Origin of the sequence: Nocardioides sp. (assembly GCF_014360585.1) — a bacterium.
Lineage (GTDB): Bacteria > Actinomycetota > Actinomycetes > Propionibacteriales > Nocardioidaceae > Nocardioides.
Genome location: NZ_JACIXG010000017.1, coordinates 43426 through 68458 on the forward strand (window position 1 = coordinate 43426; position 25033 = coordinate 68458).

The window sequence follows — 25033 nt, forward strand, 5'->3', positions numbered from 1 at the left end:
GGCAGCCCGAGACAGACTGTCCGCGCTGCCAGATAGGTTGCCACCATGAGACCGAACGCGTCGGTGATGCACCTCGACCTCGACGCGTTCTACGCCTCCGTCGAGCAGCGCGACAAGCCGTCCCTACGCGGCAAACCGGTGGTCGTGGGCGGCATCAGCGGCCGCGGCGTGGTCAGCACGGCCTCCTACGAGGCCAGGGTCTTCGGTGTCCGCTCGGCGATGTCGACGCGGGAGGCCAGGGCCCTGTGCGGACACGCCGCCTTCCTCTACCCGCGCTTCCATGCGTACAAGAAGGTCAGCGAGCAGGTCTTCGGGATCCTGCGCGAGCTGTCGCCGCTGGTCGAGCCGCTCTCCCTCGACGAGGCCTTCGTCGATCTCGCCGCCGCCGACCTCCCTGACCTGGAGGTCGAGACCGTGACCGAGACCGCGGCTCGGATCCGCGCCGAGGTCGCCGAGGTCACCGGCGGCCTGAGCGCGAGCGTCGGGCTGGCCAGCTCGAAGTTCATCGCCAAGATCGCCAGCGACCTCGACAAGCCCGACGGCCTGGTCGTGGTAGCACCCGGCACCGAGCTCGACCTGCTCCGCCCGATGAACGTCAAGGTGATCCCCGGCGTCGGCCCGGCCACCACCGAGCGCCTACGCCGCGCAGGCATCCACACGGTGGCCGACCTGGAGCAGGTCAGCGTCGAGGAGCTCGTACGCCTGGTGGGCAGGTCCCACGGCACCAACCTCCACCAGCTGGCCAGGGCCCAGGACGACCGGCGCGTCGAGCCCGAGCGTGAGGCGAAGTCGGTCAGCGTGGAGGGCACCTACGACACCGACCTGACCGACCGGCCGCTGATGGAGCAGATCCTCACCCGCCAGGCCACCGAGGTCGCCGCGCGGCTGAAGAAGAGCGGTCTCTCGGGCCGCACGATCACGATCAAGGTCAGGCTCTACGACTTCACCACGATCAACCGCTCGGCGACCCTCCCCGGCCCGACCGACCAGGCCGGCGCCATCGCCCGCCTGGCCAGAGCTCTGCTCGGCGAGCTGTTCACCGCCGGCGAGACAGCCGGCGGCGTACGCCTTCTCGGGGTGGGCGTCTCCGGTCTCGCCGACTGGATCCAGGAAGACCTCTTCGGCGACGACACCGACGAGGACACCGAGCCGGACCTGCCGCTGCCCGAGCCGGCACGGCGGCCGACCTGGGCGGCAGGGATGGACGTCGTCCACGCGGAGCTGGGCCGAGGTTGGGTGTGGGGCTCGGGGCGAGGTGTCGTGACCGTGCGCTTCGAGACCGCCGAGACTCCCGCCGGTCCGGTGAAGTCCTACGCCGTCGACGATCCCGACCTGCAGCCCTTCACCGAGTCCTGAGGTGCCGCTCCCCCGCTCTGTGCTGCGCCGTCCCGGCCGGCCCGTGCAGTATCGCGGCAACCGACAACAGTGTGCGATAGCGCGGGCTGCTAGAACACCGAGCTTGGGTCACTCAGTAGACACAATCGGCTTGTATCGGACGCTTGGCACAAATTGCCTGAAGGAGGCCCTGTGCTCGGCATCGGACTGATCGAGCCGGCTCTCGTCGTTGCCGTGCTACTCCTCACCCGGCTCATCGGCAGTGCGCGGCCGGCGGCCGATCCGCTGCTCGCCAAGGCCCGGACGTACGTCGCCTCCGCTCGTGCGCTCGGATGCAGCGACTCGCAGGTGAGGGACGCGCTCGAGCGGGCGCTCGCCGACTCCTCACCTCACCGAAGATAGGGTCACATTCATGTCTGAAGCCCTCCCGTCGACGCCCTGGCCGATCGCACCCAAGAAGCCCTCGGCCAAGCAGTTCCACGGCCTGACCCGGACCGATGACTACGAATGGCTTCGCGAGAAGGAGAATCCCGAGGTCATCGCCTACATCGAGGCCGAGAACGCCTACACCGAGCAGCAGACCGACCACCTCTCCGACCTGCGCACCCAGATCTTCGAGGAGATCAAGGCGCGCACCCTCGAGACCGACCTGAGCGTGCCGACGCGGTCGCGCGGCCACTGGTACTACGGCCGAAGCTTCGAGGGGAAGCAGTACGGCGCGAGCTGCCGGGTCAAGGTGGCCGACCCCGACGACTGGACTCCGCCGACCCCGGCCGACGTCACCCACGACCAGCCCGCGCTCCCCGGCGAGGAGGTGCTGCTCGATCTCGACGCGCTCGCCGAGGGCCACGAGTTCTTCAGCCTCGGCGGCTCCAGCGTGAGCCCGAGCACCACCCTGCTCGCCTACGCGGTCGACGTGGCCGGCGACGAGCGCTACACCGTACGCGTCAAGGACCTGACCACCGGCGAGCTGCTCACCGACGAGCTCACCAACGTCCACGGCGGCGCCACCTGGGACCGCGAGTCCTCCGCGCTCTACTACACGACCGCCGACGAGTCCTGGCGCGCCGACAAGATCTGGTGCCACCGTCTCGGCACCGCCCAGGACCAGGACGAGCTCGTCTACCACGAGACCGACGACCGGTTCTGGGTCGGCGTGGGGCGGACCAAGTCCGACCGGTTCATGTTCATCGGCACCGCCGCGAAGATCACCGCCGAGTACCGCTTCCTCGACCTCGACGACCCCGACGCCGGCTGGCAGGTCTTCGCCGCCCGCGAGGAAGGCGTCGAGTACTCCCTGGAGCACGCCACCATCGCCGGCGAGGACGTCTTCCTGGTCACCCACAACGTGTCGGGCCCCGACTTCGAGATCGCGACCGCCCCGGTCGCGCCAACCCAGCGCGACCAGTGGCAGCCGCTGATCCCCCACACCCAGGGCGTACGCCTCGAGGACGTCGACGCCTTCGCCGGCCACCTGGTCGTGCACCAGCGCAGCGAGGGCCTGACCCAGCTCCGCATCCTGGAGCTCGGCGACGCCGGCGTGACCGACGACTACCTGGTGAAGTTCGACGACGAGCTCTACACCATCGGCTCCGGCTCCAACCCGGCCTTCGACTCCCCCGTCGTGCGGCTCGGCTACACCACGATGCGCACCCCGGCCTCCGTCTTCGACTACGACGTACGCAGCCGCGAGCTGACCCTGCGCAAGCAGGCCCCGGTGCTCGGCGGCTACGACCGCGACGACTACGAGGAGCACCGCCTCTGGGCCACGGCCGAGGACGGCGTACGGGTGCCGATCTCGATCGTGGCGAAGAAGGGGCTCCACGAGGCGGGGCCGATCCCGGTGCTGCTCTACGCCTACGGCTCCTACGAAGCCAGCATGGATCCCTACTTCTCGATCGCCCGGCTGAGCCTGCTGGACCGCGGGATCGGGTTCGCGATCGCCCACATCCGCGGCGGCGGGGAGATGGGCCGGGCCTGGTACGACGACGGCAAGATGCTCAAGAAGCAGAACACCTTCTCCGACTACATCGCCTGTGCCCGCCACCTGGCCGAGTCCGGCTGGTCGACGCCCAACCAGATCATCGCCGAGGGCGGCAGCGCCGGCGGTCTGCTGATGGGCGCGGTCGCCAACCAGGCACCCGACGCCGTGGGTGCGATCGTCGCCGCCGTGCCGTTCGTGGACGCGCTGACCACGATGCTCGACGCGACGCTGCCGCTGACCGTCACCGAGTACGACGAGTGGGGCAACCCGGAGGCCGACAAGGAGACCTACGACTACATGGCCTCCTACGACCCCTACACGAACGTCGCCGCCCAGCACTATCCGCCGATCCTGGCCGAGACCAGCATCAACGACACCCGGGTGCTCTACGTCGAGCCCGCCAAATGGGTCGCGAAGCTGCGGGCCGTGGCGGAGAATCCCGGTGACGTGCTCCTGAAGACGGAGATGGCGGCCGGACACGGAGGAGTCTCGGGGCGCTACAAGGCGTGGGAGGACCGGGCGTTCAGCCTTGCCTGGATGATCGATCAGGTGACCCCTTCGTAGGGCATATCTGAACGGTTCTCGGGGTACTCCATGAGAAACCCCTGAGATTCACCTCATGATGCAACTTATCGCCCCTGGCGTACGTCGAACCGGACAAGAGATCGAAGTCGGATCGATGACAAGGCGCTCTACCAGGGAACACCTGGGAGGGGCGAAGCGTTGAACACCGTGAGGCCACAAACCTCACCGTGAGGAGGTTCCCATGGCGACACGCACCGCAACCGTGACCCGCGAGATCGAAGGCCGCGACAGCGTCGGTCTGTATCTCGACGAGATCGCGCGCAACGATCTCCTGGATGCTGCCAAAGAGGTTGAGCTGTCCAAGGCGATCGAGGCCGGCCTGATGGCCGAGCACCTCCTGGCCGAGGGTCGCGTCGGCCGCAAGAAGGCACCCGGCGGAGCCACCCGAGCCGAGCTGGAGTGGCTGGCCGAGGAGGGCCACCGCGCCACCCGTGAGTTCATCAACGCCAACCTGCGACTGGTGGTGTCCATCGCGCGGAAGTACGGCCGCGCGCAGATGCCTATGCTCGACCTGATCCAGGAGGGAAACACCGGCCTGATCAGGGCTGTGGAGAAGTTCGACTACACCAAGGGCTACAAGTTCTCGACGTACGCGACGTGGTGGGTGCGCCAGGCGATCACCCGTGGCATCGCCCAGCAGGCGCGTGTGGTCCGGCTTCCGGTCCACGTCGTCGAGGAGCTCAACCAGGTCGGCGGCGCCCGCCGCACCCTGGAGCGTCAGCTCGGCCGCGACCCGGAGCCGGAGGAGATCGCCACCGAGCTCGGCATGGACATCGACCGGGTGCTCGACCTGCTCTCCTGGGGTCGTGACCACGTCTCGCTCGACACGCCCATCGACGAGGACGGCGACACCTCGCTGGGTGACCTGATGGCTCAGGAGTCGGCCCCCGGCCCCGACATGGACGTGATCGACGTCGAGTCGCGCGAGCGGCTCAACTCGCTGGTCGGCCAGCTCGACGATCGTTCCGCCGACATCGTCCGGTCCCGCTACGGGCTCACCGACGGGCGCCAGCACAAGCTCGCCGACATCGGCGTCAAGCACGGCATCTCCGCCGAGCGCGTACGCCAGCTCGAGCGCGAGGCGCTGCAGAAGCTGCGCCGCTTCGCCGACCCTGACCTGGCGGCCTGACCAATCAGATTCGGCGCTCCTTCGGGGGCGCCGAATCTGTAGTTGTGGCGGTCAGTAGCCTCCGGGCGGCGGGGCCATCTCCAGGCGTACGCCGATCAGGCGGACCGGGCGGTCCTTCTCGACCCGCTCGAGGAGCGCCTCGGCCTCGTCGGCGAGCCGGTCAGCGTCGAGGGTGGGCTCGGGGAGCTTGTGGCCGCGAGTGACGGTGAAGAACGGTTTGAACCGCACCTTGATCTCGACCCTGGTCACCGGCCGGTCCTCCTTGACCACGTCGGCCAGGCACTCGCCACAGAGCCGCCTGGTCGCGGCGACGATGTCGGGCCACTCGACGAGATCCTGCTGGAACGTCTCCTCGTGGCCGTGACCGCGGGCGACCCAGGGCGAGGGGTCCACGGGGCTGGTGTCGGCGCCACGGCCCAAGCGGCGCAGCCAGGGGCCGGTCGTGGGACCGATCTCGGCGGCCAGCCGCTCCGCCGAGGCGGCTCCCAGCTCGGCGACCGTCTCGATCCCGAGCCCGGCGAGCCGCTTGGCGGTCTTCGCCCCGATCCCCCACAGCGCGTCCGTCGGAAGATGCCCCATCTCGGCGTCCCAGGTCTCGTGCGTGATCCGGTAGACGCCGCTCCCCCGCAGCTGCCCGGCCGGTCCGGGCTCGTGGCCGCCCGCCCCGGCCTCGCGCGCGACGGCTCCGTCGACCCGCCGCTTGGCGAACCCGGTGGCGAGCTTCGCCTGCAGCTTGTTGTCGCCCACGCCGACCCCGCTGTGCAGACGGGTGCGGGCGAGCACGACGTCGCGTACGTCCCAGGCGAAGGCCGCCGGATCGCCGAGCTCGCCATGTCCCGGGCCCGGCCCCAGGAACGCCTCGTCCCAGCCGAGGACCTCGACCAGGACCGGTACGCCGCCCCACTCCAGCGACCGCAGCGTGTCCATGACGCCCACGGAGGCCTCGTCGTAGGCGACGTGATCGACCGGCAGCAGCACCGCATCGGGACACTTCCGCACCGCCAGGCGCAGCGGCATGCCCGAGCCGACGCCGTACGCCCGGGCCTCATAGGACGCCGTCGAGACGACCGCTCGCTCGGCCGGGTCGCCGCGCCCGCCCACGATCACCGGCTTGCCGGCGAGCTCGGGCCGGCGCAGCACCTCGACCGCCGCGATGAACTGGTCGAGGTCGACGTGAAGGACGACGCTCATTCCGCCGCCTCCGTGCGAGAACGCCGAGGATACGGAGGCGGCGGAATGAGGCCTATCGTCGCTCGCTGACGCTCGCTCATGCACCGATGGTGCCACGAACGGGCCCGGTTGGGGTCAGCCTTCGGAGCCGGCCTCGGAGAGGGCCTCAGAGGCCTTCTCCGCCTGCTTGCGTACGTCACCGGGCACCGGGACCGCCTCGGCGGTGCGCTGCTGCCACATCTGCATGGCGACGACCTTGGCCGCGGCCTCCTCGACCCGTTCCCGGTCGAGGCGACCGGAGCGGAGGGCCTTGACGACGCTGCGGTGGGCGGCCCGGGAGTTGGCGGGCATCAGCAGAAGGTCGGCGCCGGCCTCGAGCGCGACCACCGCGGGCTTCTTGGTGGTGGTCGTGACCGCACCCATCCCCAGCGAGTCGGTGATCGCGATGCCCTCGAAGCCGAGGTCGTCGCGGAGCAGGTCGTAGATCGGGGGCGCCATACTGGCCGGCACACCGGGGGCCACCGCCTTCACGTCGACGTGGCTGATCATGACGGCCGGAGCGCCGGCGTCCACCGCCGCGTCGAAGGGCACCAGGTCACGGCGCTTCAGCTTCTTCATCCCGAAGTCGAGCTCCTGGAGCCCGAGGTGGGTGTCGCCGGTGACCGCGCCATGGCCCGGGAAGTGCTTGGTGGTGGAGACCAGGCCGGCGGCGTTGTAGCCCTGCACGGCCGCGGATACGGCCGCGGCGGCGATCTTCTTGTCCTCGCTCGGCGAGCGCGACCCGATCGTCGGGTCGGTCGCGCCCACGGTCACGTCGGCGACCGGCGCGAACGCCCAGGTGAAGCCCAGGTCTCGAAGCTCGAGCGCCGTCGTGCGCGCTGCCTCGGTCGTCACCGGGACGCCCTTGCGCGGCTTGGCCTCGATGGCGTCGCCGGTGCGCGCGAACTCCGGGAACTCGGTGGCCACGCCGCGCAGGTGGGAGACCACGCCACCCTCCTGGTCGACGCCGATCACCGCCGGGATCGTGCGGCCGTCGGCGGCGACGGCCTCGTTGACCGCAGCGGTCGTCTCACGCACCTGTGCCTCGTCGACCACGTTCTCGCCGGTGACGCTGACCCCGGCGAGGTGGAGCTTGCGCACCATCTTCGCGGCCTTGGCCGGGTCCGTGCCGTGGTAGCGGCCGACGATCACCTGACCGGCGAGCCGCTTCTCGTCCCAGCCCGCCACCAGCTCACGGGCGGTCGCGAGCTCACCGCGGGTCGGACCCCAGGCGAGCGCCGTGGTGTCCTTCTTCGGGTCTTCCTTCGGGGAGGCAGCGACCGGCCCGCTCGGCTCGACGTCGGCCCTCGTCGGGAAGCCGACGGTCACCGCCGCGGCGCCCGCACCGGCCGACAGGGCCAGCACGGCCCCGGCGATCACCGGTCGCATCCAACGCCTCGGACGACGCGGCTGATCCTCTGATTCGGTGTGCTTGCCCCCAGTCACCCGGCCGAGTATGGCAGCAACCCCCAGCTACTGACACGTTCAGGCGAGTGAGTCATAGATCTCCCGCACCCGCTTGCTCAGGTCCTGCAGGGTGCCGGTGTTGTCGATGACGTACGTCGCCGCGGCGAGCCGCTCCTCACGACTGGCCTGCGCGGAGATGCGGGCACGGACGTCGGCCTCGCTCATCCCGCGCGAGACCGCCCTCTCGACCTGGGTCTCGACCGGCACGTCGACGACGATCACCTCGTCGAAGAACGGCGCGTAGCCCACCTCGACCAGCAGGGGGATGTCGTTGACGACCAGCCTCCCCGCCGCCCGCCCGGCTTCCTCGAGCTCCGCGGAGCGCGCCCCGACCAGCGGGTGAACGATCGCGTTGAGCCGCGCGCGGGCGGACTCGTCGGCGAAGACGAGCTCCCCCACCTTGGCCCGATCGAGCTCGCCGGCCTCGGTCAGCACCGCGGGACCGAACTCCGCCACGACCTGGGCCAGCCCCTGCGTACCCGGTTCGACGACCTCCCGGGCGATCAGGTCCGAGTCGACGATCACCGCCCCGAAGTCGGCCAGCAGCTTCGAGACCGTGCTCTTCCCCGAGGCGATCCCGCCGGTGAGTCCTACGCGCATGGCGCCCAACCTATCGACAACCCGGCGCAGCCCCACCCCGGACCCGGACATCCTTCGGCCGCGCGACCCCACGGTCGGGCATCGCACCATGCCCACTCCGCATCGCGTATCCGGACCACTCCGCATCGCTTTCCACGCCGAGCCGCTAGCGTCGATTCCCGGTGAAATCGGGATCCGATGGTGTCACGATCCACCTGCGGCACCATGCACCGCTCAATCGGCCCATTCCACTGTTCGACAGTTCAATCCCCCACAACCACGAACGATGGGAACAGGAATGCGATCACCACGAGTTTCACGCACACTCCTAGCAGCCACCGCCGTCGCCGCTGTGAGCGCGGCCGGCGTCGTGACGACCCAGCTGGTCCCCCCGGCATCCGCCGCGGGAACCGCATCCGGGTACGCGTCCCAGAACGGCGGCACCACCGGCGGCGCCGGCGGTGAGACCGTTCGGGCGCGAACCGGCACCGAGATCCACCAGGCGCTGTGCTCACGACCGGCCAGCGACACCCCGATCACCATCGAGGTCGAGGGCACGATCAACCACGCGAACACCAGCAAGGTCTCCGGCGACAGCTGCAGCACCGCCGACGGTGTGATCGAGCTGAAACGGGTCAGCAACGTCACGCTGGTCGGCGTCGGCAGCGGCGCGGTCTTCGACCAGGTCGGCATCCACATCCGAGAGGCCAGCAACATCATCATCCAGAACCTCACCGTCCAGAACGTCAAGAAGTCCGGTACCCCGACGTCGAACGGCGGCGACGCCATCGGCATGGAGTCCGGCGTACGCAACGTCTGGGCCGACCACCTCGACCTCATCGCCTCCGGCGGCGAGTCCGAGGGCTACGACGGGCTCTTCGACATGAAGGCCGGCACGCGGTACGTCACCCTCTCCTACAGCACGCTGCGCAACTCCGGACGCGGCGGGCTCGTCGGATCCAGCGACTCCGACACCGGCAACACCTACGTCACCTACCACCACAACCTCTACGAGAACATCGACTCGCGCACCCCGCTGCTGCGGGCCGGGACGGCACACACCTACAACAACCACTTCACGCGCATCAACGAGTCCGGCATCAACGCCCGGCTCGGCGCGAAGGTCCGGGTCGACAACAACTACTTCGAGGACTCGAAGAACCCGCTGGGCACCTTCTACACCGACGCCCTGGGCTACTGGGAGGTCAACGGCAACATCTGGGAGAACATCACCTGGGACAGCGACGATCACCCGGCCGGACCGGACCCGAGGTCGACCACGTCCGTGCAGATCCCCTACGCCTTCGACCTCGACCCGGCCGAGTGCGTGCCGAACGTCGTCGCGGCGACCGCGGGATCGCACACGAACCTGGCAGTCTCCGACGGCAGCTGCTGATCCAGGCTAGGAAGCGACGTCCCCGCAGGCGAACCGGCGACGGTAGGCCTGCGGGGACAGGCCCCGCACCCGGGTGAAGTGGTGCCGCAGCGCGGCCGCGTTGCCGAACCCGACCTCGCTCGCGATCCACTCCACCGACCGCTCGGTGCTCTCCAGCAGCTCCTCGGCCCGGCGGACCCGCTGGGCGGTGATCCACGCATAGGGGGTCGCGCCGGTCTCGGCGCGGAACCTGCGGGCGAACGTACGCGGCGACATCAGCACCCGGCGGGCCAGCGAGTCCACGTCGAGCTCCTCGTGGAGGTTCTCCAGGATCCAGGCCAGGAGCGGACCGAGAGTCTCGGCGTCGACCTCGGGCACGGGACGGGAGATGAACTGCGCCTGGCCACCGTCACGCTGGGGCGGCACGACCATCCGGCGAGCCACCGCGGAGGCGACCGCCGCACCGTACTCCTGGCGCCAGATGTGCAGGCACGCGTCCAGCCCGGCCGCCGTGCCGGCGCTGGTGATGATCTGCCCGGTGTCGACGTAGAGGACCTCCGGCACCACCTTCGCCTCCGGGAACCTGGCCGCGAGCTCGTCGGTGTACTTCCAGTGGGTCGTGCACTCGCGCCCGTCGAGGAGACCGGCCGCGCCCAAGGCGAACGCGCCCCCGCAGACCGTCAGGATCCGGGCACCGCGGTGATAGGCGCGCAGCAGCGTCTCGACCACCCACGGCGGCACCGGGTCGCCCCTGCGCATGGCCGGGACACACAGCAGATCGGCCTGGTCGGCTCGCTCCAGACCGCTCGGAGCCTCGATCGCGAAACCCAGGTTGGAGCGCACCAGGCCGGGCTCGAGCGAGCAGACCCCGAACTCCAGCAACGGCACTCCGTCCTCGCGCCGGTCGAGCCCGAAGGCCTCGCACACGACCCCGAACTCGAAGGGAGCGACACCGTCCCAGATCACCGCGGCCACGTTCCTAAGCACCTCAGAAGAGTGCCACTTGGCAGGAACTCGCGCAACTTAGGCATTTCTGCCAATGTGGCAGGAATGCCAAGTAGCGCAGAATCACTGCCATGAACACAGCACTCCTCGCCCTCATCGTCCTGCTCGCCGTCGCCGCGTACGCCACGTTCGCCGCCATCCACGCCGACCGCCCCAAGGCCGCCCCTCGGTCTCACGCCACCGACCCCGACTTCGAGCCCGTGGTGAGGTGGCCGTGACCGGACGGACGCCAGCTCCGTACCGGCGTCCGTAGCACCCTCTGACCCGCAGCGAAAGCCGACCGCTATTCGAGATCGCGATGTCAGGATCCGGAATCCGTCGCATGTGAGAGCGGAATAGAACGATCACGAAAGCGCGATTGTCCCCCGGGCTCGGATCCACTTGTCTGCATCTATGAGCCTGTTCACAAACCCCACCGCCACCGCCCTCAACCGACGCTCACTCCTCAGCGCCGCCGGGATCGCGACCGCCGGAGTCTCCGTCTCGCAGATCCTTGACCGGCCCCTCGAAGACCAGATCTCGCACCTGACCCAGAACGTACGCCGTGCCTCCTCACCGAGCGAGCTGAAGATCACCGACATGCGGATCGCGGTGGTGGCCGGCGTACCGTTCACCTCCCCCATCGTGCGCATCGACACCAACCAGGGCATCAGCGGCTACGGCGAGGTGCGCGATGACGCCGACAAGCGCTACGCGCTCATGCTGAAGAGCCGCATCCTCGGCGAGAACCCCTGCAACGTCGAGAAGATCTTCAAGATCATCAAGCAGTTCGGCGGTCACGGCCGCCAGGGCGGCGGTGTCTCCGGCGTCGAGATGGCGCTGTGGGACCTCACCGGCAAGGCGTACGAGGTGCCCGTCTACCAGCTGCTCGGCGGCAAGTACCGCGACAAGGTCCGCCTCTACACCGACACCGCCGGCGCGGAGACTCCGGAGGGGTACGCCAAGCAGATGAAGAAGAAGATCGACGAGTTCGGCTACACCTTCGTCAAGATGGACGTCGGGATCGAGCTGATCAAGAAGATCCCGGGCACCCTGACCGGCGCCGGCCCCTGGGGCGACCTCGGGCAGTACGACCTCGACCCGCCCAGCGACTCCTACGGCTCCACCGAGCACCCCTACACGGGGATCGAGATCACGGACAAGGGCATGGACGAGATCGCCAAGTTTCCCGCCGCGATGCGGGAGGCCATCGGCTGGGACATCCCGCTGGGGATCGACCACATCGGCCACTTCGGCGTCAACAGCGCCGTCCGTCTCGCCCGGCGGCTGGAGGAGTACTCGCTGGCGTATCTCGAGGACATCCAGCCTTGGTTCCACCACGACGAGTTCAAGCAGATCACCGACTCGTCATCAACGCCGATCATGACGGGCGAGGACATCTACGGGCTCGACGGCTTCCGCCCGCTCCTCGAGCGCCGCACGTGCGACTACATCCACCCCGACATCGCCACGGCGGGCGGCATCCTGGAGACCAAGCGCATCGGCGACCTCGCCCAGGAGCACAACATCCCGATGTTCATCCACTACGCCGGCTCACCGATCGGCGCGATGGCGGCCGCTCACGTCGCAGCGGCGACGGAGAACTTCATGGCACTCGAGCAGCACTCCTCCGAGGTGAAGTTCTGGGAGGACCTGGTCACCGGCCTGCCCAAGCCGCTCGTCGACAAGGGCTACTACCACGTCTCGGACGCCCCCGGGCTCGGTCTCGAGCTGGTCGAGGAGGTCGTCAGCGAGCACCTGGCCGAGGGCGAGAAGTACTTCGCCCCGACCGACGAGTGGGACGACTGGAAGATCACCCACGACCGCCAGTGGAGCTGAGCACCGCTACCACGCGGCCCGATCAGTGACCATGACCGTGGCCATGACCATGACCGCCCTGGTGAGCCCGGCGCTCCTCGTGCCGGGCCACCTCGGTGGCGTGACGGTCTGACGCGGTGTCCAGGACCATCCCGCCGCTGCTGATCAGCAGGCCTGTCACCGAGCACGCAGCCCGTAGGCTCGCCTGGAACAGCGCGAGCGGGAGCACGGCCCCCGCCGGCGTGCGGCCGGCCATCACCTCGAGCGCGCCCCGGACCGCGTGCGCCGCGCCGTCGCGGCTCCCTGTCGCGTCGGCCTCCGGCAACGAGCACGCGGCCGCCTCCCAAGACCTTGCCGGCAGTACGCCACCAGCCACCGCCGCACAGGCGGTGGCGACAGCGCCCTGCACGGCCGGGAGCATCGACTGCCCGACGACGCCGTCAGCAGGGACGCGAAGACGTGCCCACCGATCACCGGCACCGTCCGCACCAGCCGCATGGCCCTCGACCAGGCACCGGCTCCCGTCGACCTCCACGCGGTGCGCCGTACCGAGCAGGTCCGGCGTGACGGTCTGCAACGGGACGCCGCGCTCGAGGCCGAGGACGCTCGCGCCCGTCAGCGCGGCCACCTCCGCCAGCCGCGTGCGCCGGTGGGCGCCCAGGTGCGGAGCAGCCACGGCGACCACCTGAAAGGGTCCCTGCAGGTGGTTCACGACCAGGACCGCCAACGCCTCCGAGGCGACGCGATCGGCCACCAGGAACAGCGGTCGATGTCCGTCCGGCCCGTCGGCGAGCCGACCGAGGAGCGGCAGAAGCTCGTGGGCCGAGCGCACGGGTCCGTCGTAGAGCAGCACCCTGGCGTCGTACATCTCGGCCAGGTCTGCGCCTCGGTCGGTGACCATCGAAGGGCTGAGCCGGCCGGTGTCCAGGACGACCCCGGTGCCGACCTCGAGCGTCGGCCTCTCCACATATTTCAGCGCCGGGACGACGCTGGGCGAGCGGTCCGGACCGCAGTGGGCGAGCGCCTCGATCACGAGCGACCCGAGCGCTCCGGTCGGATCGCCGGCCCTCGAGACGGTGCGGCGCGACCAAGGCCCGAGGGCCGTGTCCACGACTCGCCGCAGCTCGGCGGGCGACGCCGGATGTGCCTGGTCGGCCATCGCCTCGAGCACGGCCTCGCACGCGAGCGTGAGCCCGGTCCGCAAGTGCACCGGGTCCGTCCCGGCCGCCACCTGGCGCGCAGCCGACTGCAGGAGAGCATCGGCGAGCAGCACCGTGTGGGTCGCGCCGCCACCTGCGACTCGGGCGACCTCGGCAGCGGCCTGCTTCAGGACCTGCAGCGCCAGCCGGGATCCACCCGCGTCCGGCCGGAGCGAGGCGAGCACGCGGTCCGCGTCCGCGGTGACCTCGGGCGGCCCGTTCCCGGCACCGAGCACGACCGTCCGGCCGGCTCCGTCGATCAGCGGCGCCACCGCTCGGGCCGCGGCACGGAAGCCGGCGCAGGCGCCGTCGAGGGTGCTCTCAGCGGAGAGGACGACCACGACCGCTCCTCCCGCTCAGCGGTGCTTCTCCGTGATCATCGCGGCTTGGAGCATCGCGCGGGCATAGCCGGTGTCATAGAGCTCGCCGCCGTGACCACCGCCGCCCACATCGGCGTACTGGCCGCCGATCGAGCCGTTCTCCCGGTCGAAGTCGAGCGCCCTGGGGTGCTCGGCGAGCACCCCGAGGTGGTAGCCCGAGCGCACCAGCTCACGCATGAAGGCGAACATGTCGGTCTCGCCGTTGTCGGGGAAGACCTCGGCGTACCGCACGAACGGCTCCTCGACCACGACGTTGCGGTAGTGGATGTGGTTGACCCTGTCCTTGCGCGCCATCCAGCGCAGGAAGGACACCGAGTCGAAGCCCACCTCTGCGGTGACCCCGGAATGGACGGTCATCCCGTTGGACGGGCTGTCGACCGTCTCCACCATCCGTTGCCAGTCCGGGACACTGCCCATGATCTGCGGGTTGCCGCGGCTGACCTGGTAGGGCGGGTCATTCGGGTGGACGGCGAGGCGGACCCCGGCCTCCTCGGCCGCGGGCACCACACGCTCGAGAAAGTAGGCGTAGTTCTCCCAGAGCTGCTCGCGCGTGTAGACGGGCGTCCCGTCCCGCGGTGGCAGGTCCTTGACCTTGACGCCGTCCACCTCGCGGTCGGCGTCGAAGGCCGTGTAGCCGGCACCGATCCGGTCGGTCTGGTCGACCTGCTCGTAGTAGCCCTCGGTGAGCCGGTGGATGTACCAGTTGTATTCGACCACCGGGATCCCGGCTTCACCCGCAGCTCGCACCGAGGCGATGACGTTCTCCAGGTCCGTGTCGCGAGCGGCCGTGCCCTGGACGATCGACTGCGAGACCGCTATCAGGTACGCGGTGATGTGCAGGCCCTGTGACTCCAGACGGTCGCGGTCCGCCCGCAGGGTCTCGACGCTCCACGGCAGTGGCGGCGGGTCCGTGACGAGCGCCCCGGTGACCCCGGCCTGTCGCCAGCGTCGTACCGTCGCCTCGTCAGGGTTCCGGGAGAGCCACTGGCACAGCTTCGGAGTGTCCGGCCCCTCGGCCACGTCCCCCGGCCAGGACGCCTTGGAGTACGGCCCGGGCCGGCCGTCGGCAGCCGCGCTTCCTGGGACGTGAGCTGCGGCTGCAGAAGCGGCCGCGGCGGCCGCACTGAGCTTGAGGACGCTGCGGCGGGAATGATCTGTCATGAAACTGTCCCCTCGGTTCGGAACGCGTCGTAGGTCGTGATCAGTGAAGGGCCGCCGACCTGTCCCTGACAACGGCGACTTCCGGATGCCTCGATCAGGAAAACTGATGGGCCGGGCAGATCACAGCGCGGCCCTTCCCGTTCGGCGGCACAAGCACCGTCCGCGCACTGGGACAGGTTGCGGAAACCGCTTTTTGTCATAGCCTTTACGTTCGGTATGACGCACGTCACAGTCGCTCGGAGTCGATGACGAGCACGATCCGGCATCCTCACCGGCCGCGGCCTCGCGTGCACCCCCACCTGCCGACGGAGGAACGTGATGCTGAACGCCGACGTACGACTCGAGTGGCTTGTCTCGTTCCTGGCGGTGGTGGAGACCGGCGGATTCAGCTCGGCGGCGGAGGCCACCCACCGCTCCCAGCCGCGGATCAGCATGCATGTCGCGTCCCTCGAGCGGGCTGTCGGCGTACCAGTCCTCGACCGCCGCAAGCGACCCTCGGCCGTCACCCCGGCGGGCGCGGCCCTGCTTCGGCACGCCCGCGCGATCCTGCAGGAGGTCGAGCTGGCCGAGGCGGAGATGTCGAGCTTCCGCGGTGGCGCCCGCGGCGTCGTCAACTTCGGCGCCTACCCAAGCGCCAGCGCTGCCTTCGTGCCGCAGGTCCTCCGTGATCTCGCCGAGTCCGAGCCGGACATCACGGTCTCGCTGGTGGAGACCGACACCCTCGAGCTCGACAGTGCGCTGCTCCGCGGCGACATCGACCTCTGCCTGCGACCGATCGCGCCACGGCCAGCTCAAGGGGCGATCCGCACCCGTCCGCTGTGGCGCGAGCGGCTCGTCGCGGTCATCCCCGAGGACGACCCGCTCGCCGAGGAGGACAAACCACTCGGCGTCGCCGACATCGCCCACCGCGACCTCATCTCCATCGGCCGTCTGGAGTCCGACGTACCGCCCTCGTTCGAGGCATACCAGCTCTTCCGCGACGAGGGCTACGAGCTGCACCCGGTGCAGGCCACCAACCAGCCGCAGTCCCTGGTCTCGATGGTCCGCGCCGGTCTGGGCATCGGACTCACCAACGCGCTGGCGGCCCAGATCTCGGACCTCTCCGGGGTCAGGGTCAGAGCGTTGCGCGGGCCGCACGAGCGGGTGGTCGCGGTGTGCTGGAACGCCGACGCCGTGCTCTCCCCCGCGGCCCGGACGGTGCTCACCGCGCTGGCTCAGGCGCCGGCGCCCGCGGGGACCCGGCCCGTCGACCGATCGCGGCCCGGCGTACGCCAGGTGATCGCGCCTCCACGACGGATCCATCCGGCATCCGAATAGGGGCATACGAGAGACATTGTTCTCAGCGGTGACACGGCTCACTAGCGTCGGCTGAGCACGACGCCCCCTCGTCACACCCTAGGAGTCCGCGTGACCGCCACTTCCGCTCCCCAGATCATCGACCGATTCCGGAAAATCGCCTCGGCCTCGGTCGCCGACGCCGTCGAGCAGCACGGACACCGCGGCTACCTCGCGGGCCGGGTCGGCCAGATACGGCCGGGCAAGGTGGTGGGGCCGGCCGTCACCGTACTGGAGGAACCCAGCGACACCGCTGAGCCTCCGACCCACGCACTCGAGGCGATCGACGCATCTCCCGCCGGGAGCGTGCTCTGCATCGCCGCCGGCGGAGCCGACGTCGCCGTCTTCGGGGGCCTGATGGCCGCCGGAGCCGTGGTCAACGAGCTGGCCGGGGTCGTCCTCGACGCCGCCGTGCGTGACGTCGAGGAGATCACGCGCGACTACCCCGACTTTCCCGTCTACGCCGCCGGCACCGTCTCCGCCACGACCGTCGGGCGCTACCGCTCAGTCTCGAGCAACCAGCCGGTCCTCCTCGGCGACGTCGAGGTCCACCCGGGCGACCTGATCGTCGCCGACACCGACGGTGTCGTCCGTGTCCCCGCGGACCTCGTCGAGCAGGTCTTGGAGACCGCCGAGGAGATCGAGCGGCGCGAGTCGGAGCAGACCAGGCTGATCCTGGAGGCACGGTCCCTCAAGACCGGGCTCGATCTCTACAACCGGGTCTGACGTGGTGACGGACCTCATCTGCCTCGGCGAGCCGCTGGTCGAGTTCAACCCGGTGAACGGCGAGCCGCTCGACTCCGCCCGCTCCTTCAGCGTCGACTACGGCGGGGACACCTCCAACGTCGCCGTCGCCGCCCGACGTTCCGGTGCGGACGTGGGCTACGCGACCCGCATCGGGGACGACGCCTTCGGAGATGCCCTGCTCCGACTCTGGACCGACGAGGGCATCGACACCGCTCTCGTCGAGCGTGAACTGCACGGGACGACCGGGATCTACTTCATCTCCCGCGACCCCGAGCACAGCGCGTTCACGTACTACCGATCGAACTCACCGGCCACCCGGATGTCGCCTGCATGGGTTCCGGAGACGGCGATCCGCACGACCCGGGCTCTGCACATCTCCGGGATCAGCCAGGCGATCAGCACCTCGGCGTGCGACGCCGTCTTCCGCGCGATCGAGGTCGCCAAGGACGCCGGGACGCTGGTCTCCTACGACCCCAACCACCGCCCCGCGCTGTGGGAGACCGGCCGTGCCCGTGCCGTCATCCGGCAGACCGTCACCGAGGCCGACCTGGTGATGCCCAACCTGTCCGAGGGGCGTCTGCTCACCGGCTTCCTCGCTCCCGAGGACGTGCTGGCCAAGCTCGTCGACCTGGGCCCACGGATCATCGTGCTCAAGCTCGGCAGCGCCGGCGCCCTGCTCGCCCATGGCGGAGAGATCACCCGCTTCGCCGCGCCACGCGTGGACGCCATCGACAGCACGGGTGCGGGGGATGCCTTCGACGGCGCCTTCCTCGCCCAGCTTCTCGCCGGTGCCAGCCCACGTGACGCCGCCGAGTACGCCGTCCACGCAGCCGCCCTGACCACTCTCGGCCCCGGGGCGGTCGATCCCATCCCTGATCGCAGCGCCGTGCTCGAGACGCGCGGTCTGCGGTGATCCTTCGGATCACCCCATCTCCCACGAAGGAAGACAGATGCTCACCACGACAAGGATGCGCCTCTCCGCCACCGTCTCCGTCCTCGCGTTCGGCGTCCTCACCGGGTGCGGTGGCGGCTCGACCGTCGAAGACCCCGGAGCGGCTGGTTCCGCCGCCTCCCTGCGGGCCGGTTACCTCTCCGCGATCGACCAGGTCGGGCTGCCGCTCGCCCTGGAGAACGGCTACTTCGAGGACCGCGGGCTCAACGTCGAGGTCGCCGACCCGTTCCCGACCGGGGTCGACGCGCTCAACGCCCTCCAGGCCGGCGAGGTCGACCTGGTCCAAGTCGGAACCCCGCTGGTTCCGGCTGCACAGAAGGGCGACGAGCTGGTGCTCGTCGGCACCTACACCGGGTCGGCCAGCCAGACCAGCATCGACGACACGATGGCCGTCGTCGCCACCCCCGACGCCGGCATCGCCGCCGACGACCTCGGCAGCCTGCGCGGGAAGCGGATCGGCGTGTCGGTCGGCTCGATCAACCACCTCTACCTCCTCGGCCTGCTGGAGGAGGCGGGCATGACGACCTCGCAGGTCACGATCGTCAACACCGCGCCGCCCGACCTCGGCGTCGCACTCGAGACCGGTGGCATCGACGCCGCGATCGTCTGGGACCCGTGGCCGATCACCATCACCGACCAGGTGGACGGCGCCGAGGAGGTCATGCGCGGTGGCGGCTACATCCCGTTCGTGGGCTACCAGGTGACCACTCGAGAGTTCCTCGACGAGCACCCCGACGAGGTCGCCGACTACCTCGCCGCCCGCGCCGAGGTGGACAAGTGGATCCGAGAGAACCCCGAGGACGCTGGCGGGGCCGCCACCCGCTGGCTGCCGGGCACCGAGAGCGCGGTCGCCCAACAGGCGATGCAGCACAACGTCAAGCAGCTCGACCCCCGCTTCAGCGCGTGCAACTACCTCGCCCTGGACACGGTGGCCGACCTGATGGCCCAGGGTGACGCCGCCGAGCCGGACTTCGACCCCGCCCCGTACTTCGACCCGGAGCCCATCCTCCAGGTGATGGAGGAGAACCCCGACCTCTTCGAGGGTCTGCCCGAGATCCCCGCGCAGGCCCGGGTCGAGGAGGGCTACACCTACGACCAGGCTGCGGCTGACAAGGCCTGCCCGTGACCACGATCGACTCGCCCGCCCGCTCCGTGGGGCGCGTACGTCCTCGGCCCGGGCCACGACGCGGCACGGAGGCGGTCTGGTTCGCCGTCCCGTTCGTCCTGCTCGTCGCGATCTGGTGGCTGGTCGTCGAGGTCACGGGCACCACGGCGCGTACGTTCCCGCAGGTCACCGACGCGATCGCCGCGCTCGCGGAGATGGCCGCCAGCGGCGACCTGGCCCGTCACCTCGGCGCCAGCGTGCAGCGCATGCTGATCGGCGCCGTGCTGGCGGTCGTGACAGCGATCCCGTTCGGCATCGCCCTGGGGTCCAGCCCCCGGCTGTCCGCCTTCTTCTCCCCGCTGCTGCGGTTCTCCGTCGCCCTGGCCGGGATCGCGTGGATCCCGATCGCCACGCTCTGGCTGGGCTACGGGGACCGCGCGGTCATCTTCATCGTCTGGAACGCCATGTTCTTCGCCCTCACCTACAACACGGTCCTCGGGGTCCAGCAGATCCCGGTGCAGACCGTGCGCGCCGCCCGCTCGATGGGCACCCGCGGTCCGCGGATCGTCTGGGAGGTGCTGCTCCCGGGCGCCCTGCCCAGCATCGTCACCGGTCTGCGGATCGGGCTGGGCTATGGATGGCGGGGACTGGTCGCGGCTGAGATCATCGCCACCAACGCCGGCCTGGGGTATGCCCTGTTTCTCGCTCAGAGCCAGTTCGACACCGGCGTCATCATCGCGTCGATGGTCATCATCGGCGTCCTGTGGCTGCTGATGGACCGGCTCATGCTGGCGCCGTTGGAGCGGCGTACGGTCGAGCGTTGGGGCATGAAGGCGGTCTCGTGATGACAACGATGACTCCGCCCGCGGCCCCGACCCGCACTCCCGTGCGCGTGCCCCTGTGGCGCCGTTTCGGGACAGCGCTTCTGGCCCATCCTGCCGTCCGTACGCTCGGACCGTTCGTCCCGTTCCTCCTGATCTGGTGGGCGGTCGCCGCGGCCGGAACGGTGAACGCGGCTTTCATCGCCGGCCCCGTCGAGGTCTGGCAGTCCTTCACCGAACTGGTCCGCAAGGGGATGATGCCCAGCTACCTCGGCGACTCGCTCGAGCGGCTCGCGTACGGAGTCGGCTTCGGTCTCCTGATCGGCCTGCCGCTCGGGTTCGTGGTCGCCCTCTCGTCCTGGGCGCGCCGTCTCACCTGGCCGCTGCTGCTCTTCTTCCAGGCGATCGCGGACATCGCCTGGCTGCCGATCCTGATCGTATGGTTCGGCTTCAGCCTGACCTCGGTGACCTTCGTGATCGTCTACACCGTGGTCTTCCCGCTGATGCTCGGCATCGTCGCCGGAGTCGACCAGGTGCCGCGGGAGCTCGTCAACGCGGCTCGAAGCCTCGGCGCCGGACGCCTGCGGGTGTTCTTCGAGGTGATCGTCCCCGGCTCCCTGCCCGCCGTCGCCAGCGGTGTCCGTACCGGCCTCGGCTACGGCTGGCGGGCGCTGATCGCCGCCGAGATCATCGTCGGCACCAGCGGAATCGGCTTCATGATGTTCGACGCCCGCCGAGCGGGCGAAGTCAGTCAGGTCTTCCTCGGGATGATCGTGCTCGGCGTGCTCTGGTACGCCCTGGACGCGCTCATCCTCGCGCCCTTCGAACGGGCGACCGTGGAGCGGTGGGGACTCGTACGCCAGATGGAGGCAGCAAGATGAACACCCTCGAGATCAACGGTCTCCGCAAGGAGTACGTCGACCACTACACCGGAGAGACGATCCCGGCAATCGGCGAGGTGACCTTCTCCATCGGCGAGGGTGAGTTCGTATCGGTGCTCGGCCCGAGCGGATGCGGGAAGACGACCGTGCTCAACATCGTGGCCGGGTTCATCGACCACACAGCCGGGGACGTGCTCGTCCACGGCAGGTCCGTCCACGGTCCCGGTCCCGACCGCGGTGTGGTCTTCCAGAGCCACGCGCTCTTCCCTTGGAAGACGGTGCTGGGCAACGTCACCTTCGGACTCCGGATGAAGGGCGTCCCCCGTGCCCAGCGGGACGTGGCGGCGGCCGACATCCTCGAGCTCGTCGGACTCAGCGGCTTCGAGCGGAAGTATCCGCACGAGCTCTCCGGCGGCATGCAGCAACGCCTCGGTCTCGCCCGCGTGCTCGTCAACGAGCCCGAGGTGATGCTGATGGACGAGCCGTTCGCCAGCATCGACGCCCAGACCCGGCGCAAGCTCCAGCAGGATCTGACCGAGATCTTCGAGAAGCGCCGGCCGACGGTCTTCTTCGTCACCCACGACATCGACGAAGCGGTCTTCCTCTCCGACCGGGTCGTGGTTCTCTCACACCGTCCCAGCACCGTCGCGGAGATCATCGACATCGAGCTGCCGAGGCCGCGGATCTGGCGCGAGACGGTGGAGGACCCGCGCTTCCGCGAGTACACCCACCACATCGAGGAACGGCTGGGCGGAGGTGAGCCGGATGCACAGGCTGGCTGAGCGTGCCGGCGGCGTGTGGCGCAACAAGGTCCTGCGCCGCCTCCTGATCCTGATCGCCATCGTCCTCGCCTACCAGCTGTGGCTGACGATCCAGGCCGTCGGCAAGGTTGACGACGGGGTCGGTCTCCGCCCCGACGCGGACGGCCGCTTCGCGGTCGACGTGCGACTCGGGTTCGCCCCTGAGCGTTTCCACATCCTCGAGCTGCAGCAGCACGGCCGGGTCTCGGGCTCCGACGGCGAGACGGTCCACCTGCGCGGGGTCTCCGACGCCGGCGTAGACGCGCTGGCCCACTTCTACTGGATCGAGGAGATCGCTCCGGGCGAGGGCAGAACCTCCTGATCCGTACTCGGCTTCCCGAGACGCACGAGGGCCCGACCACCAATCGGTGGTCGGGCCCTCGTGTTGTTCCTTAGAGCCTCAGCTCCGCGCTTCGCGCGGTTACTCCTTCGCTCGGCGCGAGCAGACGAGCAAGCTCGCCGCTCGGCCTCGCTCCAGTCGTCTCAAGCGTTCACTGACCGCCGGTCAGCTTCTCGCGAAGAGCCTGGAGAGCCTCGTCGGAGGCGAGGGAACCGCCCTCGCCGCCGTCGCCCTCGGCGACGGTCTCGTCGACCGAGCCACCCGAGGAGTACGAGGTGGCCTCGCCGGCCTCGGCAGCCTTCTCGGCGGCCTCCTGCTGCTGCTTGATGTGGGCCTCCCAGCGAGCGTGGGCCTGAGCGTACTGCTCCTCCCACTTCACACGCTGCTCGTCGTAGCCCTCGAGCCACTCGCCCGTCTCCGGGTCGAAGCCCTCGGGGTAGAGGTAGTTGCCCTGCTCGTCGTAGCTGGCCGGCATGCCGTAGAGCGTCGGGTCGAACTCCTCGACGTCGGTCGAGGTGACCGTCTCGTTGGCCTGCTTGAGCGAGAGCGAGATGCGGCGACGCTCGAGGTCGATGTCGATGATCTTGACCATGACGTCGTCGTTGACCTGGACGACCTGCTCGGGGATCTCCACGTGGCGCTCGGCCAGCTCGGAGATGTGCACCAGGCCCTCGATGCCCTCCTCGACACGGACGAACGAACCGAACGGCACCAGCTTGGTGACCTTACCCGGGACGATCTGACCGATCTGGTGGGTGCGGGCGAAGTGCTGCCACGGGTCCTCCTGGGTCGCCTTCAGCGACAGGGAGACACGCTCGCGGTCCATGTCCACGTCGAGAACCTCGACGGTGACCTCGTCACCGACGGTGACGACCTCGGACGGGTGGTCGATGTGCTTCCAGGAGAGCTCGGAGACGTGGACGAGACCGTCGACGCCACCCAGGTCCACGAACGCACCGAAGTTGACGATCGAGGAGACGACACCCTTGCGGATCTGACCCTTCTGGAGCTGGGTCAGGAAGCCGTGGCGAACCTCGGACTGGGTCTGCTCGAGCCAGGCACGGCGCGACAGGACCACGTTGTTGCGGTTCTTGTCGAGCTCGATGATCTTGGCCTCGAGGGTCTGGCCGACGTACGGCTGCAGGTCGCGGACGCGACGCATCTCGACGAGGGAGGCGGGGAGGAAGCCACGCAGGCCGATGTCCAGGATGAGACCACCCTTGACGACCTCGATGACCGCGCCCTCGACGACGCCGTCCTCCTCCTTGACCTGCTCGATCGTGCCCCAGGCGCGCTCGTACTGCGCGCGCTTCTTGGACAGGATCAGGCGGCCTTCCTTGTCCTCCTTCTGGAGCACAAGGGCCTCGACCTTGTCGCCGACCTCGACGACCTCGGACGGGTCGACGTCGTGCTTGATCGAGAGCTCGCGCGACGGGATGACACCTTCGGTCTTGTAACCGATGTCGAGCAGGACCTCGTCCCGGTCGACCTTGACGATGACACCGTCCACGATGTCGCCGTCGTTGAAGTACTTGATGGTCTCGTCGATCGCGGCGAGGAAGTCCTCTTCCGACCCGATGTCGTTGATCGCGACCTGAGGCGCGTCATAGTCGGGGAGAGGAATGTTGAGCGTGCTCGTCATAAGGGAGGTGGTTTCCTTGGGTGGACAGATATCGTCGGGTCACACACGGCTGAAGTCTCAGGTCGGCAACCCCTCGCCGGCACCAGCACAACAGGCTTCGTCGCCTGGTGTTCGCCGGCGGCCGAGGTAGCAAGCCAAGGTCCACTAGGTCTGGGACCCGAGCAGACTTCAGACGCAGTTTCTTAGCCTACGCTCCGCGTACGGGCCCCGTCCAACTGTCGAGGCTCGTTGCCGCATTCCCGCGTTCAGGCCGGGAGGCATACCCTGTAGAGGTGGACCAAGCCCTCAGCCCGGTCGTCCGACCGGAGGCACCCATCGATCCCTTCGGCGCGATCGAGACCATCGATACCACCGGCCCCGTCGTCAGAGCGGAGCGGCGATCGGTCAGCGAGGCCGACTCCCGCCACGCCAACGGCCCCGACTGGGACAGGTACGCCGACGAGTACCAGGCGACCCACGGCCCCTTCCTCGGCGAGGCCGGGTTCGTCTGGGGCCCCGAGGGGCTGACCGAGGCCGACCTCGGCATCCTCGGCGACGTCAGCGGCAAGGACGTACTCGAGCTCGGCTCGGGCGCCTGCCAGTGCTCCCGCTGGGTGAACACCCGAGGCGGGCACGCGATCGGAATGGACCTGTCCGGACGCCAGCTCCAGCACTCCCGCCGCCTCGACGACCACACCGGCGTCGTCGTGCCCGCGGTGCAGGCCACCGCGACCGACCTGCCCTTCGCAGCCGGCTCCTTCGACGTGGTCTTCTGCTCCTTCGGCGCGCTGCAGTTCGTCAGCGACATCGCCCACGCGGTCGCGGAGACCGCCCGCGTGCTCCGACCCGGCGGCCGCTTCGCGTTCTCGATCACCCACCCGACACGGTGGATGTTCCCCGACGACCCCGGCCCGGAGGGCCTGATCGCCGCCCAGTCCTACTGGGACCGCACCCCCTACGTCGAGGTCGACGACGAGACCGGCGAGGTGTCGTACGTCGAGCACCACCGCACCCTCGGCGACTGGGTCTCGATCCTGGCCGGTGCCGGGTTCCGGATCACCGACCTGGTCGAGCCCGAATGGCCCGAGGGCCACGAGCGGATCTGGGGCGGCTGGTCGCGCACCCGGGGGCTGCTGACCCCCGGGACCGCGATCTTCGGCGCAGACCTGGCGATCGGCTAGACCCGCCCCCGACGACGACCGCGGATCCGGAGGCTGTCAGCCTCC

Annotated in this window: 23 protein-coding genes; 16 read left to right on the top strand and 7 right to left on the bottom strand. The window is 69.4% G+C overall.

Annotated elements, in window-relative coordinates:
- Window positions 1-45 precede the first annotated feature (45 nt).
- From H5T77_RS08045 to H5T77_RS08060, 4 genes are all read left to right on the top strand, one after another.
- Entirely contained in the window at window positions 46-1356 is a 1311-nt protein-coding gene (locus H5T77_RS08045; RefSeq protein WP_292647376.1) for a DNA polymerase IV, read from the top strand.
- Window positions 1357-1527: 171 nt separating this feature from the next.
- Window positions 1528-1737 carry a hypothetical protein gene (locus H5T77_RS08050; protein WP_292647379.1) on the top strand — a complete coding sequence of 70 codons (210 nt, stop codon included), beginning with the start codon at window positions 1528-1530 and terminating at the stop codon, window positions 1735-1737.
- A gap of 10 nt (window positions 1738-1747) precedes the next feature.
- Window positions 1748-3883: a S9 family peptidase gene (locus tag H5T77_RS08055; protein ID WP_292647381.1), complete on the top strand. Its 2136-nt coding sequence runs from the start codon at window positions 1748-1750 to the stop codon at window positions 3881-3883.
- 202 nt (window positions 3884-4085) lie between these two features.
- Entirely contained in the window at window positions 4086-5033 is a 948-nt protein-coding gene (locus H5T77_RS08060; protein WP_292647383.1) for a sigma-70 family RNA polymerase sigma factor, read from the top strand.
- Between the two features lie 51 nt (window positions 5034-5084).
- Here the strand turns inward: H5T77_RS08060 and H5T77_RS08065 are convergent, their stop codons facing one another.
- The 3 genes from H5T77_RS08065 to coaE all read right to left on the bottom strand — a co-directional run bounded on the left by H5T77_RS08065 (window position 5085) and on the right by coaE (window position 8309).
- Window positions 5085-6224 carry a DNA polymerase IV gene (locus H5T77_RS08065; RefSeq protein ID WP_292647385.1) on the bottom strand — a complete coding sequence of 380 codons (1140 nt, stop codon included), beginning with the start codon at window positions 6222-6224 and terminating at the stop codon, window positions 5085-5087.
- 114 nt (window positions 6225-6338) lie between these two features.
- Window positions 6339-7631 (bottom strand): glycoside hydrolase family 3 N-terminal domain-containing protein, encoded by a 1293-nt coding sequence (locus tag H5T77_RS08070; RefSeq protein WP_292647388.1) that lies wholly within the window; start codon window positions 7629-7631, stop codon window positions 6339-6341.
- Between the two features lie 96 nt (window positions 7632-7727).
- Complete coding sequence (coaE, locus tag H5T77_RS08075; RefSeq protein WP_292647391.1) at window positions 7728-8309, bottom strand: dephospho-CoA kinase; 582 nt, start codon at window positions 8307-8309, stop codon at window positions 7728-7730.
- Window positions 8310-8586: 277 nt separating this feature from the next.
- Between coaE and H5T77_RS08080 the strand changes: the two genes are divergently transcribed.
- Window positions 8587-9684, top strand: a complete 1098-nt coding sequence (locus H5T77_RS08080) for a pectate lyase family protein (protein WP_472850340.1) — start codon at window positions 8587-8589, stop codon at window positions 9682-9684.
- Window positions 9685-9690: 6 nt separating this feature from the next.
- Here the strand turns inward: H5T77_RS08080 and H5T77_RS08085 are convergent, their stop codons facing one another.
- Window positions 9691-10650, bottom strand: coding sequence for a helix-turn-helix domain-containing protein (locus tag H5T77_RS08085; protein WP_292647396.1), 960 nt, complete (start codon window positions 10648-10650; stop codon window positions 9691-9693).
- 89 nt (window positions 10651-10739) lie between these two features.
- On the opposite strand from H5T77_RS08085, the gene H5T77_RS08090 reads away from it, so the two are divergent.
- Window positions 10740-10886, top strand: a complete 147-nt coding sequence (locus H5T77_RS08090) for a hypothetical protein (protein ID WP_292647398.1) — start codon at window positions 10740-10742, stop codon at window positions 10884-10886.
- 175 nt (window positions 10887-11061) lie between these two features.
- Entirely contained in the window at window positions 11062-12486 is a 1425-nt protein-coding gene (locus H5T77_RS08095) for a mandelate racemase/muconate lactonizing enzyme family protein (protein ID WP_292647400.1), read from the top strand.
- Between the two features lie 22 nt (window positions 12487-12508).
- Here H5T77_RS08095 and H5T77_RS08100 read toward each other — a convergent pair whose 3' ends face one another.
- Together H5T77_RS08100 and H5T77_RS08105 are read right to left on the bottom strand one after the other, a co-directional pair.
- Window positions 12509-14005 carry a TCP-1/cpn60 chaperonin family protein gene (locus H5T77_RS08100; protein WP_292647403.1) on the bottom strand — a complete coding sequence of 499 codons (1497 nt, stop codon included), beginning with the start codon at window positions 14003-14005 and terminating at the stop codon, window positions 12509-12511.
- A 15-nt stretch (window positions 14006-14020) separates the two neighbouring features.
- Window positions 14021-15205, bottom strand: a complete 1185-nt coding sequence (locus tag H5T77_RS08105) for a mannonate dehydratase (RefSeq protein WP_292647405.1) — start codon at window positions 15203-15205, stop codon at window positions 14021-14023.
- Window positions 15206-15523: 318 nt separating this feature from the next.
- Between H5T77_RS08105 and H5T77_RS08110 the strand changes: the two genes are divergently transcribed.
- From H5T77_RS08110 to H5T77_RS08145, 8 genes are all read left to right on the top strand, one after another.
- Window positions 15524-16522 carry a LysR family transcriptional regulator gene (locus H5T77_RS08110; RefSeq protein WP_292647408.1) on the top strand — a complete coding sequence of 333 codons (999 nt, stop codon included), beginning with the start codon at window positions 15524-15526 and terminating at the stop codon, window positions 16520-16522.
- A 90-nt stretch (window positions 16523-16612) separates the two neighbouring features.
- On the top strand, window positions 16613-17266 hold the full coding sequence (locus tag H5T77_RS08115; protein ID WP_292647410.1) for an RraA family protein: 654 nt from the start codon (window positions 16613-16615) through the stop codon (window positions 17264-17266).
- A gap of 4 nt (window positions 17267-17270) precedes the next feature.
- The gene (locus H5T77_RS08120) at window positions 17271-18200 is read left to right on the top strand and encodes a sugar kinase (protein WP_292647411.1); all 930 of its coding nucleotides are present in this window, start codon (window positions 17271-17273) and stop codon (window positions 18198-18200) included.
- A gap of 37 nt (window positions 18201-18237) precedes the next feature.
- Window positions 18238-19365: an ABC transporter substrate-binding protein gene (locus H5T77_RS08125; RefSeq protein ID WP_292647413.1), complete on the top strand. Its 1128-nt coding sequence runs from the start codon at window positions 18238-18240 to the stop codon at window positions 19363-19365.
- Window positions 19362-20189, top strand: a complete 828-nt coding sequence (locus tag H5T77_RS08130; RefSeq protein WP_292647415.1) for an ABC transporter permease — start codon at window positions 19362-19364, stop codon at window positions 20187-20189. Before H5T77_RS08125 ends, H5T77_RS08130 begins: the two co-directional genes overlap by 4 nt.
- A complete protein-coding gene (locus H5T77_RS08135; RefSeq protein ID WP_292647416.1) occupies window positions 20189-21046 on the top strand; it encodes an ABC transporter permease in 858 nt (285 codons plus the stop codon). Before H5T77_RS08130 ends, H5T77_RS08135 begins: the two co-directional genes overlap by 1 nt.
- Entirely contained in the window at window positions 21043-21828 is a 786-nt protein-coding gene (locus H5T77_RS08140; protein ID WP_292647418.1) for an ABC transporter ATP-binding protein, read from the top strand. The genes H5T77_RS08135 and H5T77_RS08140 overlap by 4 nt, the downstream gene beginning before the upstream one ends.
- Window positions 21812-22168, top strand: coding sequence for a hypothetical protein (locus H5T77_RS08145; protein ID WP_292647420.1), 357 nt, complete (start codon window positions 21812-21814; stop codon window positions 22166-22168). The genes H5T77_RS08140 and H5T77_RS08145 overlap by 17 nt, the downstream gene beginning before the upstream one ends.
- 169 nt (window positions 22169-22337) lie before the next feature.
- On the opposite strand, the gene rpsA is transcribed toward H5T77_RS08145, so the two are convergent.
- Window positions 22338-23828, bottom strand: a complete 1491-nt coding sequence (gene rpsA, locus H5T77_RS08150) for a 30S ribosomal protein S1 (protein ID WP_292647423.1) — start codon at window positions 23826-23828, stop codon at window positions 22338-22340.
- A gap of 272 nt (window positions 23829-24100) precedes the next feature.
- Between rpsA and H5T77_RS08155 the strand changes: the two genes are divergently transcribed.
- A complete protein-coding gene (locus H5T77_RS08155) occupies window positions 24101-24988 on the top strand; it encodes a class I SAM-dependent methyltransferase (RefSeq protein ID WP_292647426.1) in 888 nt (295 codons plus the stop codon).
- Window positions 24989-25033: the final 45 nt, after the last annotated feature.

What these genes read in the sequence shown, in the direction of transcription:
- H5T77_RS08045 (WP_292647376.1), top strand. Translation starts at nt 46, where the DNA reads ATGAGACCGAACGCGTCGGTGATGCACCTCGACCTCGACGCGTTCTAC.
- H5T77_RS08055 (WP_292647381.1), top strand. Translation starts at nt 1,748, where the DNA reads ATGTCTGAAGCCCTCCCGTCGACGCCCTGGCCGATCGCACCCAAGAAG.
- H5T77_RS08060 (WP_292647383.1), top strand. Translation starts at nt 4,086, where the DNA reads ATGGCGACACGCACCGCAACCGTGACCCGCGAGATCGAAGGCCGCGAC.
- H5T77_RS08065 (WP_292647385.1), bottom strand. Translation starts at nt 6,224, where the DNA reads ATGAGCGTCGTCCTTCACGTCGACCTCGACCAGTTCATCGCGGCGGTC.
- H5T77_RS08070 (WP_292647388.1), bottom strand. Translation starts at nt 7,631, where the DNA reads ATGCGACCGGTGATCGCCGGGGCCGTGCTGGCCCTGTCGGCCGGTGCG.
- coaE (WP_292647391.1), bottom strand. Translation starts at nt 8,309, where the DNA reads ATGCGCGTAGGACTCACCGGCGGGATCGCCTCGGGGAAGAGCACGGTC.
- H5T77_RS08080 (WP_472850340.1), top strand. Translation starts at nt 8,587, where the DNA reads ATGCGATCACCACGAGTTTCACGCACACTCCTAGCAGCCACCGCCGTC.
- H5T77_RS08090 (WP_292647398.1), top strand. Translation starts at nt 10,740, where the DNA reads ATGAACACAGCACTCCTCGCCCTCATCGTCCTGCTCGCCGTCGCCGCG.
- H5T77_RS08095 (WP_292647400.1), top strand. Translation starts at nt 11,062, where the DNA reads ATGAGCCTGTTCACAAACCCCACCGCCACCGCCCTCAACCGACGCTCA.
- H5T77_RS08105 (WP_292647405.1), bottom strand. Translation starts at nt 15,205, where the DNA reads ATGACAGATCATTCCCGCCGCAGCGTCCTCAAGCTCAGTGCGGCCGCC.
- H5T77_RS08110 (WP_292647408.1), top strand. Translation starts at nt 15,524, where the DNA reads ATGCTGAACGCCGACGTACGACTCGAGTGGCTTGTCTCGTTCCTGGCG.
- H5T77_RS08125 (WP_292647413.1), top strand. Translation starts at nt 18,238, where the DNA reads ATGCTCACCACGACAAGGATGCGCCTCTCCGCCACCGTCTCCGTCCTC.
- H5T77_RS08135 (WP_292647416.1), top strand. Translation starts at nt 20,189, where the DNA reads ATGACAACGATGACTCCGCCCGCGGCCCCGACCCGCACTCCCGTGCGC.
- H5T77_RS08140 (WP_292647418.1), top strand. Translation starts at nt 21,043, where the DNA reads ATGAACACCCTCGAGATCAACGGTCTCCGCAAGGAGTACGTCGACCAC.
- H5T77_RS08145 (WP_292647420.1), top strand. Translation starts at nt 21,812, where the DNA reads ATGCACAGGCTGGCTGAGCGTGCCGGCGGCGTGTGGCGCAACAAGGTC.
- rpsA (WP_292647423.1), bottom strand. Translation starts at nt 23,828, where the DNA reads ATGACGAGCACGCTCAACATTCCTCTCCCCGACTATGACGCGCCTCAG.